The organism is Amycolatopsis sp. MtRt-6, assembly GCF_017308975.1.
Lineage (GTDB): Bacteria > Actinomycetota > Actinomycetes > Mycobacteriales > Pseudonocardiaceae > Amycolatopsis.
On the sequence record NZ_JADWPD010000007.1, the window covers coordinates 143,497 to 157,313 of the forward strand.

Annotated in this window: 15 protein-coding genes; 10 read left to right on the top strand and 5 right to left on the bottom strand. The window is 72.6% G+C overall.

Annotated features, from left to right (window positions below; translation table 11 throughout):
* Positions 1 to 795, top strand: a complete 795-nt coding sequence (gene prcA, locus I4Q55_RS14805; RefSeq protein ID WP_206788304.1) for a proteasome subunit alpha — start codon at positions 1 to 3, stop codon at positions 793 to 795.
* 232 nt (positions 796 to 1,027) lie between these two features.
* On the opposite strand, the gene I4Q55_RS14810 is transcribed toward prcA, so the two are convergent.
* Together I4Q55_RS14810 and I4Q55_RS14815 are read right to left on the bottom strand one after the other, a co-directional pair.
* Positions 1,028 to 2,233, bottom strand: coding sequence for an esterase family protein (locus I4Q55_RS14810; RefSeq protein ID WP_206788306.1), 1,206 nt, complete (start codon positions 2,231 to 2,233; stop codon positions 1,028 to 1,030).
* A gap of 104 nt (positions 2,234 to 2,337) precedes the next feature.
* Positions 2,338 to 3,882: a bifunctional phosphatase PAP2/diacylglycerol kinase family protein gene (locus tag I4Q55_RS14815; protein ID WP_206788308.1), complete on the bottom strand. Its 1,545-nt coding sequence runs from the start codon at positions 3,880 to 3,882 to the stop codon at positions 2,338 to 2,340.
* Positions 3,883 to 4,026: 144 nt separating this feature from the next.
* Here I4Q55_RS14815 and pafA point away from each other — a divergent pair, with 144 nt between their 5' ends.
* Together pafA and I4Q55_RS14825 are read left to right on the top strand one after the other, a co-directional pair.
* Positions 4,027 to 5,385, top strand: coding sequence for a Pup--protein ligase (gene pafA / locus I4Q55_RS14820; RefSeq protein ID WP_043784126.1), 1,359 nt, complete (start codon positions 4,027 to 4,029; stop codon positions 5,383 to 5,385).
* A 62-nt stretch (positions 5,386 to 5,447) separates the two neighbouring features.
* Positions 5,448 to 6,470 carry an oxidoreductase gene (locus I4Q55_RS14825; RefSeq protein ID WP_206788309.1) on the top strand — a complete coding sequence of 341 codons (1,023 nt, stop codon included), beginning with the start codon at positions 5,448 to 5,450 and terminating at the stop codon, positions 6,468 to 6,470.
* Here I4Q55_RS14825 and I4Q55_RS14830 read toward each other — a convergent pair.
* Together I4Q55_RS14830 and I4Q55_RS14835 are read right to left on the bottom strand one after the other, a co-directional pair.
* Entirely contained in the window at positions 6,467 to 7,165 is a 699-nt protein-coding gene (locus tag I4Q55_RS14830; RefSeq protein ID WP_206788310.1) for an SDR family oxidoreductase, read from the bottom strand. The two genes, I4Q55_RS14825 and I4Q55_RS14830, sit on opposite strands and share 4 nt — an antisense overlap.
* A 10-nt stretch (positions 7,166 to 7,175) precedes the next feature.
* Entirely contained in the window at positions 7,176 to 8,165 is a 990-nt protein-coding gene (locus I4Q55_RS14835) for an NADP-dependent oxidoreductase (RefSeq protein ID WP_206788311.1), read from the bottom strand.
* A gap of 91 nt (positions 8,166 to 8,256) precedes the next feature.
* Between I4Q55_RS14835 and I4Q55_RS14840 the strand changes: the two genes are divergently transcribed.
* The 7 genes from I4Q55_RS14840 to I4Q55_RS14870 all read left to right on the top strand — a co-directional run bounded on the left by I4Q55_RS14840 (position 8,257) and on the right by I4Q55_RS14870 (position 13,167).
* Entirely contained in the window at positions 8,257 to 8,688 is a 432-nt protein-coding gene (locus I4Q55_RS14840) for a helix-turn-helix domain-containing protein (protein ID WP_206788312.1), read from the top strand.
* Positions 8,689 to 8,698: 10 nt separating this feature from the next.
* Entirely contained in the window at positions 8,699 to 9,682 is a 984-nt protein-coding gene (locus I4Q55_RS14845) for a YafY family protein (RefSeq protein ID WP_206788313.1), read from the top strand.
* Positions 9,679 to 10,659, top strand: coding sequence for a YafY family protein (locus I4Q55_RS14850; protein ID WP_206788314.1), 981 nt, complete (start codon positions 9,679 to 9,681; stop codon positions 10,657 to 10,659). The genes I4Q55_RS14845 and I4Q55_RS14850 overlap by 4 nt, the downstream gene beginning before the upstream one ends.
* Before the next feature lie 9 nt (positions 10,660 to 10,668).
* Complete coding sequence (locus I4Q55_RS14855) at positions 10,669 to 10,881, top strand: bacteriophage holin (RefSeq protein ID WP_206788315.1); 213 nt, start codon at positions 10,669 to 10,671, stop codon at positions 10,879 to 10,881.
* Between the two features lie 31 nt (positions 10,882 to 10,912).
* Positions 10,913 to 11,227: a Sec-independent protein translocase subunit TatA gene (gene tatA, locus I4Q55_RS14860; protein ID WP_206788317.1), complete on the top strand. Its 315-nt coding sequence runs from the start codon at positions 10,913 to 10,915 to the stop codon at positions 11,225 to 11,227.
* 87 nt (positions 11,228 to 11,314) lie between these two features.
* Positions 11,315 to 12,286, top strand: a complete 972-nt coding sequence (gene tatC, locus I4Q55_RS14865; RefSeq protein WP_206788318.1) for a twin-arginine translocase subunit TatC — start codon at positions 11,315 to 11,317, stop codon at positions 12,284 to 12,286.
* A complete protein-coding gene (locus tag I4Q55_RS14870; RefSeq protein WP_206788319.1) occupies positions 12,286 to 13,167 on the top strand; it encodes a diacylglycerol kinase family protein in 882 nt (293 codons plus the stop codon). The genes tatC and I4Q55_RS14870 overlap by 1 nt, the downstream gene beginning before the upstream one ends.
* On the opposite strand, the gene I4Q55_RS14875 is transcribed toward I4Q55_RS14870, so the two are convergent.
* The gene (locus I4Q55_RS14875) at positions 13,164 to 13,739 is read right to left on the bottom strand and encodes a hypothetical protein (RefSeq protein ID WP_206788320.1); all 576 of its coding nucleotides are present in this window, start codon (positions 13,737 to 13,739) and stop codon (positions 13,164 to 13,166) included. The two genes, I4Q55_RS14870 and I4Q55_RS14875, sit on opposite strands and share 4 nt — an antisense overlap.
* Between the last annotated feature and the right edge of the window lie 78 nt (positions 13,740 to 13,817).

Below are 13,817 nucleotides of genomic sequence, written 5' to 3' on the forward strand. Positions count from 1 at the left end.
GTGACGATGCCGTTGTATGCCTCTCCCGAGCAGCTGATGCGGGAGCGTTCCGAGCTGGCGCGCAAGGGCATCGCGCGCGGCCGGAGCGTGGTGGTGCTGAAGTACTCGGGTGGCGTGCTGTTCGTGGCGGAGAACCCGTCGGCGACGTTGCACAAGGTTTCCGAGATCTACGACCGCATCGGGTTCGCGGCGGTCGGCCGCTACAGCGAGTTCGAGAACCTGCGCGTGGCGGGCATCCGCCACGCGGACCTGAAGGGCTACCAGTACGACCGCCGTGACGTGAGCGCCCGAGCGCTGGCGAACGCGTACGCGGCAACGCTGGGCAGCATCTTCACCGAGCAGCTGAAGCCGTTCGAGGTGGAGGTCTGCGTAGCGGAGGTCGGAAGCAGTTCGGCGGAGGACCAGCTGTACCGCCTGACGTACGACGGCTCGATCTTCGACGAGCCGCAGTACACGGTGATGGGCGGCCAGACGGACAAGATCTCGGCGAAGCTGAAGGAGACGTTCGAGGACGGCCTGGACCTCCAGGCGGCCCTGGGCGTGGCGGTGGCGGCCCTGCGGACGCCGAGCCAGCCAACCTCGGGTTCCTCGTCCTCCTCTTCGTCTTCGTCGTCGGCAACCGCATCGGCGAACGGCAACGGCGAGGCGGACCCGATCAAGCTGGAGGTGGCGGTCCTGGACCGCGACCGCCCCCGCCGCATGTTCCGCCGCCTGACGGGCACGGCACTGGACACGCTGCTCCCGGTCCCGGATCCCCAGGGCGAGGAGCCGGAGGCGAAGCCGGAAGGCGAGTAAGAAGGAAAAGACCGACGAAGCGGGGCGTGGCCGGGTGGGCCACGCCCCGCTTTCGTTGGGGTGAGTCGCGATGGTCGAGAGCGCCCGGCCACACCCCCCCTGCCGACCCGATACGCAGCCACATCAGCGGCCGGCAGGCCGGGTCAAGGCACGCTTTCCCGCCTTGACGCGGTCTGACGGCCGTTGAACAATCGAGCGTTCGGGCCGGCGGGAAAACCCCGGCAGAGAACACTCAAGACACAGCAGAGGGCGCCCGAAAAACCTGATCGGCAAACGCCAGCAGATAAGGCAACGTAGCCCGAGCGGTATGCCAGGTGTGGTTGAACCCCCGCTCGGCGTGAACAACAGCCTCTTGCCCCCGAGCATGCAACGCATCGGCGATCCGCCGAGCAGTAGCGACATCAGTAGGCGCCCCGGTCCCCACGGTGAGCATCACCGAGATCGGCGCCACGAACTTCATGGTGGGCAGATACCGCCGCGGAGTGTTGGCCGCGACAGCAGCCTGGTTACCGTCGAGAATGCCCACCGAGTCATTGAGATCGTCGTACGGCAGAGCGATCAACAGGGTGGCGAACTCGTCAACATGGTGCAACCCGATGTTGAGCGCCCCGAAACCCCCACCGGACATGCCACCGAGCGCCCGGTGAGTGCGATCGGCCAAGGTCCGGTACCGCTGGTCGATGGCCGGAACCACGGTCCCGGCCAGGTAGCTCTCCAGCTGCGGCCCACCGGGCACGTTCAGGCACTCCCAGTCGGTACTCGGATTACCGGCGGTCATGTCCACACTGACCACGATCATCGGCGCGATGACATTGGCCTGCTGAAGCGCGAGCAACGCCCCGGGCGCGTCACCGGAGGTGAGCCAGTCCCGCGGCCCCCCGAAGGGGTAGCCGTGGATGAGGTAGACAACGGGGTAGCGGCGTCCCGGATCGGTGTCGTACCCGGGCGGCAGGATGACGTAGTTGCTCCCGGACGGAATCCCGTGCGCGGGATCGGCGAGGTTGACGACATCGATCCGCTGCCCGGCAGCCGCTTTCCCGGCGACCGGGTGCGACGCGACGGACGCCGACGACGGTTCCGGAGCCTCCTTGCCGTCGTCGAGCAGGCGGCCGGCGAGGTTGACGACACCGGGGCCGCGCTGCAGGAGCCGGGCGAGGTCGTCGGACGTGCGGACGTACCCGACGTAGCTGTTCACCGCGGTGACCGCCGCCAGCAGCAGCAGGACGCCGAACGCCGTGAAGCCCCAGCGCCGGACGCGGCGGCGGTACCAGAGCGCGACGACGACGGCCAGGACGGCGACGGCGGCCGAGCCGAAGCCGAGCCAGATCAGCGGTGACTCCAGCGGGCCCAGGTCGCGGGCGCGCGCGGTGACGTCGCCCGGGAGCACCGGGTCGGTCGCAGCCCGGTGGATGACGCTCGCCAGGCCGTGCCCGTCCATCGAATCCCCGCTCGTCGTCCTGGCGCGGGCACGAGCGCCCGCCACTCGGACGCGAAGCTAGCCGGAGGTGCCTGTGGGTTCGTTGAGAGAAGGTAAAGCAACCTTCAGAGGCGGTAGATCGTCAGGGCGCTGGGCCGGGACCGGAAGCGGAACCGGTTGCCGAGCGGGCCGACCTCGCCGTCGGTGGCGACGCGGCGGTTGCCGTCGAGCAGCTCGACCTCCAGCTCCGGCAGGTCGAGCTCCTGGTAGACGTGGCTGGCGGCCAGGCTGCGCGTGATCATCGCGATCAGGAACCGGGCCCGCGAGTAGGGCAGGTCGGCGCGCAGGTAGCGGATGTCGAGCAGACCGGTGTCGAGCGCGGGCCGCCGGCTCGGCGCGAACCCCTTCGGCGCGTATGTGCCGTTGCCGACGAACAGCAGCCAGACCTGGGTGCGCTTGCCGTTGAGCCGGACGGTCAGCGGCTTGGCGTTCCGCAGCGTCCTGGCCAGCGCGATCGCGGCCGAGGGCCACTTGGGGTGCCGCTGCTGGAGCTTCTCGCGCAGCCGCACCATCTCCGGGTAGCCGCCGAGGCTGGCGGTGTTGACGAACCAGCGGTGGTCGGCCCTGTAACCTCCGGGGCCTGGCCCCGGGCCGGGGGCTTCGCCACCCGGAGCCCCCGAAAAGCCGTTGTCGGGGCCGTCGATCCGGACCTCGCCCAGGTCGATGCCGACGGCGTTGCCGACCTCGGTCGCCGCGTCGGCGTCCGGCATGGCCCGCACGCCGACGTCGCGGGCGAAGTGGTTGAGCGTGCCCGCCGGGATCAGGGCGAGCGGCAGGTCGTGCTCGGCGGCGATGGAGGCCACCGCGGCGACGGTGCCGTCCCCGCCCGCGACGCCCAGCGCGCGGACCGTGCCGCGGGCGTCGATCTCGGCTTCGAGCTGGGCGCGGAGGTCCTGCTTGGGGTCCGGGTAGATCAGCGCCGCCTTGGGCCAGGCGAAGAGGACCTCGTCGGTCGGGTCGTGGGTCGCCACGCCGGAGCTGGGGTTGACGACGACGAGCATGTCCTCGCCGTCGACCATCTCGGGGGCCTCCGCGTCGTGGGCCGTGCGGCCCGGGACGTCGTCGTGCAGCGGCCACCAGTGCCGGGTGGCCAGGCCGACGCCGACGCCGATGCTCAGCCCGACACCGACGTCGGAGGGCCAGTGCACGCCGGTGTGGACGCGGGAGTAGGCCACGGCCAGCGCCAGCGGGGCGACGGCGAGCCCGGCCCGCGGCGACTCCATCGTCACCGCCGTGGCGAAGGCCGCCGCGGACGCGGAGTGCCCGGAGGGGAACGACGAGGACGTGGGGCGTTTCCGCAGGCGGCGGTGCATGGGCACCTCCTCCTCGGCCGGGCGGCGGCGGGGGAACAGCGGCTTGCCGACGAGGTTCGCCGCGGCGCTGGCGCCGGCGATCGCGACCACCCCGCGCAGCGCGGCGCGGCGGGTCTCGCCCTTGCGGGTGGCCAGCAGGGCGGCGACGACCCACCACAGCCGGGACTTGTTCGCCGACCTCGACAGCGCCATCAGCGCGTCATCGGCCCGGGAGGCGGGCAGCGAGGCGCTGCGCCGCATCAGGGCGCGGTCGGTCCGGCCGACCCGCCGGAAGGCCCGGATGAGCTGGTGTGACAAGAGGTCCGCCTTCCGCGTGCCGTCAAGAGCCGTGCTCCAATCGTGCCGTATTCAGGGTGAATTCACCGTCTGTGGCGTACTGGGGGCGTGTCGACGCCCGAACGGCGCACCGTCGAAGGGGGTCCAGCGCCTACTCTGGTGGACATGCAGCGGCGGATCTTTGGCATCGAGACCGAGTTCGGGGTCACGTGCACCTTCCACGGACAGCGCAGGCTCTCGCCCGACGAGGTGGCGCGGTACCTGTTCAGGCGGGTCGTGTCGTGGGGACGCTCCTCCAACGTGTTCCTGTCGAACGGCTCGCGGCTCTACCTCGACGTCGGCTCACACCCCGAGTACGCGACGGCCGAGTGCGACGACCTGGTCCAGCTGGTCACGCACGACAAGGCCGGTGAGCGGATCCTCGAGGACCTGCTGGTCGACGCCGAGCGGCGGCTCGCCGACGAAGGCATCGGCGGTGACATCTTCCTGTTCAAGAACAACACCGACTCCGCGGGCAACTCCTACGGCTGTCACGAGAACTACCTGGTGACGCGCGCGGGCGAGTTCTCCCGGATCGCGGACGTGCTCCTGCCGTTCCTGGTGACCCGCCAGCTCATCTGCGGGGCCGGCAAGGTGCTGCAGACGCCGCGGGGCGCGGTCTACTGCCTGTCCCAGCGTGCGGAACACATCTGGGAGGGCGTCTCGAGCGCGACCACGCGTTCGCGGCCCATCATCAACACCCGCGACGAGCCGCACGCCGACGCCGAGCGCTACCGGCGGCTGCACGTCATCGTGGGCGACTCGAACATGGCCGAGCCGACGACGATGCTCAAGGTCGGCTCGGCGAACCTGGTGCTCGAGATGATCGAGGCCGGCGTCCAGTTCCGCGACTTCACCCTCGACAACCCGATCCGGGCGATCCGCGAGATCAGCCACGACCTCACCGGCCGCCGCCAGGTGCGGCTGGCCGGCGGGCGCGAGGCGTCGGCGCTGGACATCCAGCGCGAGTACCACGCCCGCGCGGTCCAGCACATCAAGGACAACGGCACGACGGCGGCGAACGAGCGCGTCGTCGAGCTGTGGGGCCGGGCCCTGGACGCGGTCGAGCAGCAGGACTTCGGCAAGATCGACACCGAGATCGACTGGGCGATCAAGCACCGGCTGGTCGAGCGCTACCGGCACAAGCACGACCTCGACCTGTCCAGCCCGCGGATCGCCCAGCTCGACCTGGCCTACCACGACATCCGTCGTGGCCGGGGCATCTTCGACCTGCTGCAGCGCAAGGGCCTGGTCCGCCGGGTCACCGACGACGGCGAGATCGAGGCGGCCAAGGACACCCCGCCCCAGACGACCCGGGCGAAGCTGCGCGGCGACTTCATCGCCGCCGCCCAGGCCGCCGGGCGCGACTTCACGGTCGACTGGGTGCACCTGAAGCTCAACGACCAGGCCCAGCGCACGGTCCTGTGCAAGGACCCGTTCCGTTCGGTCGACGAGCGCGTGGAACGCCTGATCAGCTCGCTCTGACGCGCGCACCCGCCCGGTGTTCCCTACGAAAGTCGCCGGGCGGGTGCGGCAGGATCGGCGGCATGCGTGTCGTGCTGCTGGTGCTCGCCCTGCTGGTCTCGATCGCGGCTCCGGCGTCGGCGGGCGAGCGGCCGCCGCGGTGGGAGCTCAAGCCGACCGGTGTCACGGCCCAGTTCCGCGGCCTGTCCGCGGTCAGCGCGCGGGTGGCGTGGGTCAGCGGCACGCAGGGCACGGTCCTGCGCACCGTCGACGGCGGCGCGACCTGGAAGTCCGTGGGGCCGCCCGGCACCGAGACCCTCCAGTTCCGGGACATCGAGGCCTTCGACGCCGCCCACGCCGTGGTCCTCTCCATCGGCCCCGGCACCGACTCCCGCGTCTACCGGACCGACGACGGCGGCGCGCACTGGCGCCAGACGTTCCAGAACACCGACGCGGCGGCGTTCTACGACTGCCTCGCCTTCTTCGACCCGTGGCGCGGCCTGGCGATGAGCGACCCGGTCGACGGCCGGTTCCGGGTCCAGGCCACCTTCGACGGCGGCCGCAGCTGGCGGCCGGTGCCCGAGAGCGGCTTCCCGCCCGCGCTGCCCGGCGAGGCCGGGTTCGCGGCCAGCGGCCAGTGCCTCACGACGGCCGGGCCGTTCGACGCCTGGCTCGCCACGGGTGGCGGCGCGACCGCCCGCGTCTTGCACTCCGGCGACGGCGGCCGGCACTGGACGGCGTCGGACACGCCGTTGCCCAGCAGCCCGTCGGCGGGCGTGTTCGCCCTCGCGTTCCGCTCACCGTCGCAGGGCGTCGCGATCGGCGGCGACTTCGCGAACCCGGACGCGCCCGGCCCGGCCGTCGCGCTGACCCGGGACCGCGGCCGCACCTGGACCACACCGGGCCAGTACCCGGCCGGCTACCGCTCCGGCCTGGCCTGGCGCGGCGGGACGGTGCTGGCGGTGGGCCCGGGCGGCAGCGACTACAGCCCGGACGGCGGCCGGCACTGGACGTCGTTCGACACGGGCAGCTTCGACAGCGTCGACTGCGTTGCCGGCGCCTGCTGGGCCGGCGGCGCCCAGGGCCGCGTCGCCCGGCTTCGCTAGAGCACCTGGCCGGTCGGGCGGACCAGGATCTCGTTGACGTCCACCGAGGGCGGTTGCTGCAGGGCGTAGAGCACCGCGCGGGCGACGTCGTCCGGTTCGAGCTTGGGCTTCTCGCGCTGTGCTTCGGTGAGGATGTCCGTGTCGGTGATGCCGGGGTTGATCAGCGTGACCCGCACGCCGGTGCCGACGGCTTCCTCGCGGATGGCGCCGGCCATGCCGGTGACGGCCCACTTCGTCGCGGAGTAGAGGCTCGCGTTGCGGACGTAGCGGCCGGCCACGGACCCGGTGATGAGCAGGTGGCCGGCGGTTTCCTTCAGCGCGGGCAGGGCCGCGCGGGCGGTGTAGGCGGCGCCGAGGACGTTCGTGCGGACCATGGGCTCCCACGCGCGCGGGTCGGGATCGTCGTCGCCGAAGAAGGAGGTCCCGACACCGATGCCGGCGTTGGCGAAGGCGGCGTCGAGCCGTCCGAACCGTTCGGCGGTCTCGGCGACGGCCCGGGAGATGCCCGGCCAGTCGCCGACGTCGGCACCGAGCGCGAGGGCCCGGTCTTCGCCGAGTTCGGCCGCCAGGGCCGTGACGGACTCGGCCTTGCGGGCGACGAGGGCGACCTTGAAGCCGGCGGCAGCGGCCAGGCGCGCGGTCGCGGCGCCGAGACCGCGGGAGGCGCCGGTGACGAGGAGAACGCGTTCATCCATGCGGTCCAGGCTAGGGAGTCAGGACGAGCCGGCCGCGCAGGCCGCCGGCCGCGAGCCGTTCGTGGGCGATGGCCGCCTCGGCCAGGGGCCGGACTCCGGCGACGCGCAGGGGGAGCGTTCCGTTCTCGGCCAGGCGGGCCAGCTCGGCCAGGCGTTCGCCGTCGGCGCGGATCCAGACGCCGCGGACCCGGATCCCGCGCAAGGGGATCGGGGCCGCGCCCGCGGCGAAGGCGACGAATTCGCCGCCGCCGCGGACCGCGTCGAGGGCGTCCAAGCCGAGGAGGGCCGTGTCGAGCGCGGCGTCCACCCCGCCCGGCACCACCGCGCGGACCCGGTCGGCCAGGGCCGGGCCGCGCGGGACGAACTCGTCCGCACCGAAGGCCCGGACCTGCGCTTCGTCGGCTTCGGCGGCGACGGCGACGACCCGCAGCTTCCGCGCGTGCGCGAGGGCGACGGCGTATCCGCCGACCGCCCCGGCCGCCCCGGTGACCAGCACCGTCCCGGTGGTCTCCACCAGATCCAGGGCCTGGGCGGCGGTGAGGGAGTTCAGGGGCAGGGTGGCGGCTTCGGCAGGGGAGGCGCCGGTGGGCGCGGGTGCGACGGCGGCGGAGTCCAGGACGATGTAGCCGGCGTAGGCGCCGAGCGGGGAGGCGATGCGGTCGCGCAGGCCGATCACGGCATCGCCCACCTGGAAGGGGGCCCGCTCGCCGGGTGGGCCGGGCCGGCTGCCGCGAGCTTCGCCCGGTCCCGCCGCGAGCCCGGCATCCCCGCCGATCGCGTCGATCTCGCCCGCGACGTCCCACCCCAGCCCGAGCACCGCCCGGGGCGGGATCACCCCCGCCGCGGTGAGCGCCCCGCTGCGGGTCGCCAGGTCCACCGGGTTCACCGCGGCCGCCGCCACCCGGATCCGCACCTGCCCCGGGCCCGGCTCGGGCACCGGGACCTCGGCGAACTCCAGCACTTCCGGTCCGCCGAACCGGCGGATCACCATCGCACGCATCCGAACCTCCTTCCCCGCGAACGTAGGGGGAGCTACTCTCCATCGGGAAGTACGCACTCGCAGGTGCCCACCCCACCAGGAGGTTCGCCCGGTGCCCACGCGCACGGCGGAACAGCGGCGGCAAGCCGAAAAAGCCGCCTACGACGCCTATCTCGCCGCCTGTCCGACGCGGAAGCTGCTCGACGAGATCGCCGGCAAGTGGGTCAGCCTCGTCCTGGTCGCGCTCGGTGACGGGCCGCTGCGCTACAGCGACCTTTCGCGGCGCATCGCCGGTGTCAGCCAGAAGATGCTCACCCAGACCCTGCGGGTGCTCGAACGGGACGGCCTCGTCCGCCGCGAGGTCACTCCCGCGGTGCCCGTCCGCGTCGACTATTCCCTTACGCCGCTTGGGGAATCGCTGCGGGCGCTGATGGCCGGGTTCAAGGCGTGGGCCGAGGCGAACTTCGAAGCCGTGGACGCCGCGCGCGCCGATTACGACGCGCGTACCCCGGACCTCACGATCGGTGCGGGCGGCGCGGGCTAGGCTCTACCGGGTGTCCACCGCACGTGCCGAACGGCTGGTCAATCTGGTGCTGGCCCTGTTGTCCACCCGGCAGTACCTCACTGCCGAGAAGATCCGCGGCATCGTGCCCGGATACGGCGACGCGGCCAGCGACGACGCCTACTTCCGGATGTTCGAACGGGACAAGACCGAGCTGCGCGAGCTCGGCATCCCCCTGGAAACCGGCCGCAACTCCGCGTTCGACGCGATCGAGGGCTACCGCATCGCCCGCCGCGACTACGAACTCGGCGAAATCGACCTCGCCCCTGATGAAGCCGCCGCGGTCGCGCTGGCGTCACGGCTGTGGGACTCCCCGGAGCTCACCGGTCAGGCGCAGGGCGCGCTCGTGAAGCTGCGCGCCGCCGGCCTGGAGGTCGACGACCAGGCGCCCACCGTCGTCGAGCCGCGGGTGCGCGCCGAACCGGCGTTCGGGCCGCTGCTGGCCGCGGTCCAGAACGGGCAGGCCGTGCGCTTCGAGTATCGCCGCAGCGGCTCGCCGGAGCGGATCATGCGGACCCTCGAACCGTGGGGTGTCGTGTCGTGGCGGGCCCGCTGGTACGTCGTCGGGCACGACCGCGACCGCGGGGCCACCCGCTGCTTCCGGCTTTCCCGCGTCACCGGGCAGGTGCGCCCGGTCGGCAAGCCCGGCGAGGTCCGGCGTCCCGAGGGGGTCAACCTGCTCAAGCTCGTCACGGCCACCGGCGACAGCGAGCCGTCGCCGGTCACCACCGCGCGGGTCTGGGTCGCCGACGGCCGCGCGGCCGGGGTCCGCCGCCGCGGCACCGTGGTCGGCCGCGCCGCCGTCGACGGCGAAGAGGGCGACCTCGTCGAGATCGGCCTGCTCTACCCGGAGTCCGCCGCCGACTGGATCAGCGCGCAGGGGCCGGACGTCGTGGTGCTCGAACCCGACGTGCTGGCCAAGAGCGTCCAGGACCGCCTCGAAGCCGTCGTCGCCCGGCAGGGGAGTGCGCGGTGAGCGGGTCCACCGACCGGATGCCGAGGCTGCTCGCGCTCGTGCCGTACCTGCTGGCGCGCCCGGGTGTCCGCATCGACGACGCGGCGCAGGACTTCGACGTCTCGCCCAAGCAGCTGCGCAAGGACCTCGAGCTGCTGTGGATGTGCGGGCTGCCCGGCTACGGCCCCGGCGACCTGATCGACCTGTCCTTCGAGGGCGACACGATCGTCGTCACGCACGACGCCGGGATGAGCCGCCCGCTGCGGCTGACCGGTGGCGAGGCGACCGCGCTGCTGGTGGCGCTGCGGGCGCTGGCCGAGACGCCGGGCGTGGTCGACGGCGACGCCGTGCGCCGCTCCATCGCCAAGATCGAGGCCGCCGCCGGGCAGGCCCAGCCGGCCGGGGTGGTCGTCGGCGGGGGAGTGCGCGAGGGCAAGAAGACGGCCCGGACCCGCGAGGAGGTCGCCCGCGCGCTGCAGGACGGGCGGGCGCTGCGGATCCGCTACTACACCGCCTCGAAGGACCAGATCACCGAGCGCACGGTCGACCCGATGCGGCTGCTGATCGTCCAGGCGGTCGGCTACCTCGAGGCCTGGTGCCGCCGCGCCGAAGGCGTCCGGCTGTTCCGGCTGGACCGGATCGACGAGCTGGCGATCCTCGGCGAGCCGTCGCGGCCGCCCGCGCACGCCCACCCCACGGACATCTCCGAGGGTGTCTTCCGGGAGCGGCCCGATCAGCGGGAGGCGGTCCTGGTCCTCGACCCGGACGCACGCTGGGTAGCCGAGTACTACCCGTGCGAGGAGCTCGACGAGCTCGACGGCGGCCGGCTGCGGATCCGGATGCGCTACGCCGACCAGTCGTGGATGGTGCGTCTCGTGCTGGGGCTGGGCGGGGAAGCGCTGGTGGAGAGCCCGGCGGACCTTGCCGCCGACGTCGGTCGCCGGGCCGCCGACGCGGTGGCCCGAGCCCGTCACCTTCCGTCAACCTGCGACCACTAGGCTGACGGCGTGCCGTACCTGCCCACCGCTGTGCTCATCGTGCTCGGCCTCGCCGTCCTCGTGGTCCTGCTGGTGCGGACCGTCAAGGTCTTGCGTGCTTTCCGGCGGACCGCAAGCATGGTGGCTACGAACACCCAGGACCGGGCGGGGCTCGTCCGTGCCCGGGCGGCGGGGTTGCGCGTCGCGTTCGCGCAGCGCCGCCACAAAGCGGAAAACCAGTAACATCCCTACCAGACGCAGATAGGAGGCCACCATGCTGAACGGATTGCAGCCGTGGCATTTGATCATCTTGGTGCTCGTCGTCGTGCTGCTGTTCGGGGCCAAGAGGCTTCCCGACGCGGCCCGGTCCATCGGCAAGTCCATGAAGATCTTCAAGGCCGAGACCAAGGACCTCACCGGCGACAAGGCCGCGGCGCACGAAGACGCCGAGCCCGCCGACACGAAGCAGATCCCGGCCAAGCCCGCCACGCCCGCTTCGACCGACCAGCAGGTCGCCGACCTGCAGCGGCAGCTCGACGAGCTGAAGAAGCAGCAGGCCGCCGACCAGCCGCAGAAGAACGTCAGCTGAGCGGTTCAGCAACACCTGGTCCCCTGTCCGCGGAGCGCGCCGGTCCCGGTGCGTTCCGCGCGGACTCCGACGAGAACGGAACAACCCGTGGCGGAACCCGCCTCCGGAAACGGTGACAGCCGCCGGTCGAAGCGGCGCAAGCGCAGCCGTCGCAGCAACCCCGACGGCACGATGACGCTCATCGAGCACATCTACGAGTTCCGCCGCCGACTCGGCTTCGCGTTGCTCGCGGTGGTGATCGGCGGGATCTTCGGGTTCATTTGGTTCGGCACGCACATCGGGCCGATCCCGTCGCTCGGCGACCTCGTCAAGGACCCGTACTGCGCCATCCCGCCGGATCGGCGGCTCGACAGCGCCGAAGGGTGCCGGCTGCTGCAGACCGTGCCGTTCGAGGCCTTCATGACGCAGCTGAAGGTCGGCATCGCGGCCGGGGCCGTGCTGCTCTCGCCGGCCTGGCTGTACCAGCTCTGGGCGTTCATCGCGCCCGGCCTGTACAGCAAGGAACGCAAGTACGCGCTGACGTTCGTCGCGTTCGCGTCGGTGCTGTTCGCCGGGGGCGCCGTGCTCGCCTACGTCCTCTTCCCGCACGCCCTGCAACTGCTCATGGGCTTCGGGCAGGACGCGTTCGTCACCGCGCTGACCGCGGACAAGTACATCTCGTTCCTGCTGTCGCTGCTGATCATCTTCGGCATCAGCTTCGAGCTCCCGCTGCTGGTGGTGATGCTCAACCGCGTCGGCGTGGTCAAGTACGTCCAGCTGAAGAAGTGGCGGCGCGGCATCGTGTTCGCGATCTTCGTCTTCGCGGCGTTCGCCACCCCCGGCTCGGACCCGTTCTCCATGCTCGGCCTCGCCGGCGCGCTCACCGTGCTGTTCGAGATCGCCGTGCAGATGGCCCGCTTCCACGACCGCAAGCTCGAAAAGGCCCGTGGCGACGAGGGCTGGGACAAGCTCGCCGACGACGAAGCCGCCCCGTTCGACTACACGCCGAGCACCATCGACGACGGGCCGTCCGCCCCGACCGCGTCCGGTGGCCGGTCGAGCACCGACGACGTCACCTAGTGGGACTGCACGCCGCGCTCGCCGTGCACCCGGCGTCGGGGCACGGCGCGGCCGCCCGGATCGCCGACACGGTCGCCGAGCGGCTGCGCACGGCGGTGGACCGGCTCGACGTGCTGGTCGCCCACAGCGTCGAGGAGTCCCGCGCGCTGATGCGGTCGTCCCACGCGGCCGGCCTGGACGTCCTGATCGTGCTCGGCGGCGACGGCGCCGCGCACCAGGGCGTCCAGTTCTGCGCGAACAACGCTGTCGCGCTCGGGCTGGTCCCGGCGGGCACCGGCAACGACTTCGCCCGCGCCCTCGGCATCCCCGGCGAGCCGCTCCCGGCGGTCGACGCGCTGGTGGCGGCCCTGCGCTTGGGTGCCCGGCGGCGGATCGACCTCGGCCGCGTGGGCGACACGTGGTTCGCGACGGTGCTGTGCGCGGGGTTCGACGCGAGCGTCAACGAGCGGGCGAACCGGATGCGGTGGCCGTCGGGACCGCGCCGCTACGACGTGGCGATCCTGGCCGAGCTGGCGGCGTTCCGCGCCCGCCCGGTGGTCGTCGACACGGGCACCGAGCGCCTGGAGCTCGACGCGACCCTGGTGGCGATCGGCAACACGAGGTTCTACGGCGGCGGCGTCCCGATCTGCCCGACGGCCGACCCCGAGGACGGCGTCTTCGACGTGACGATCATCGGCCACGCCACCCGCCGCGGCCTGATCCGCATGCTCCCGGGCCTGCGCACGGGCAACCACGTGACCCACCCGGCGGTCCGCACGCTGCGCGCCCGCGCGGTGACCTTGGCCGGCAACACGTGGCCCGCCTACGCCGACGGGGAACCGCAGGGCACGGTCCCGGTGACGGCCAGCTGCGTGCCGGGCGCGCTCACGGTGCTGGCCTAACGGTCGTAGCCGCCGGCCCGGGCCACCAGGTGCCGGAAGTGCGCCGGGGTCAGCAGGCGTCCCGCGTCGGCGAAGTACACGCCGCCGCAGCGGTGGCAGAACCAGCCCTGCTCCCACACCTGCCGGGCCGCCGGCACCCCGCGCCGCTGCCGGCGGTGGGCTCGCACCCGGCGGACGTACAACCAGCCCAGCACACCCACGGCGACGTACACCGCGAACGCCGGCAACGAGAGCACCGCGAACCCCAGCGCCTTCGCCGCCGCGCCGCCCGGAGGCGGGTCGTCGGCCGCCGAGAGCGGCAGCAGCAGGAAACAGCTCCCGGCCATCGCCAGCGCGATCGCCGCCGCCAGGAGGCCGCCGCCGCGGCGCGGGGGAGGGAAGGGGTCCAGTGCCCGGGCCACCGCCGTCACCGTCACGCCGCTGACCTGGCCGTTCGTCACGACCACGCCGTCGCCGGCCGGCACCGCGACCGCCGGGCCCTGGCCGCGGTAGTACGAGTGGCCGCCGTGGTAGGCCGCGGGCACGTGCTGCACCCGGTCCAGGAGGCCGCAGCTCGGGCACGGTTCGGTCATGCCCGCTCCGACGCGGCCCGGCAGCACCCGGTTCCGGTGTATAACGACCTATACTGCGGGCCGGTTTTCTTGATCAAC

Excerpts from the sequence above, each read along its gene's own strand:
- I4Q55_RS14810 (WP_206788306.1), bottom strand. The coding sequence starts at position 2,233 with ATGGACGGGCACGGCCTGGCGAGCGTCATCCACCGGGCTGCGACCGAC.
- pafA (WP_043784126.1), top strand. The coding sequence starts at position 4,027 with ATGCAGCGGCGGATCTTTGGCATCGAGACCGAGTTCGGGGTCACGTGC.
- I4Q55_RS14825 (WP_206788309.1), top strand. The coding sequence starts at position 5,448 with ATGCGTGTCGTGCTGCTGGTGCTCGCCCTGCTGGTCTCGATCGCGGCT.
- I4Q55_RS14830 (WP_206788310.1), bottom strand. The coding sequence starts at position 7,165 with ATGGATGAACGCGTTCTCCTCGTCACCGGCGCCTCCCGCGGTCTCGGC.
- I4Q55_RS14835 (WP_206788311.1), bottom strand. The coding sequence starts at position 8,165 with ATGCGTGCGATGGTGATCCGCCGGTTCGGCGGACCGGAAGTGCTGGAG.
- tatA (WP_206788317.1), top strand. The coding sequence starts at position 10,913 with ATGCTGAACGGATTGCAGCCGTGGCATTTGATCATCTTGGTGCTCGTC.
- I4Q55_RS14875 (WP_206788320.1), bottom strand. The coding sequence starts at position 13,739 with ATGACCGAACCGTGCCCGAGCTGCGGCCTCCTGGACCGGGTGCAGCAC.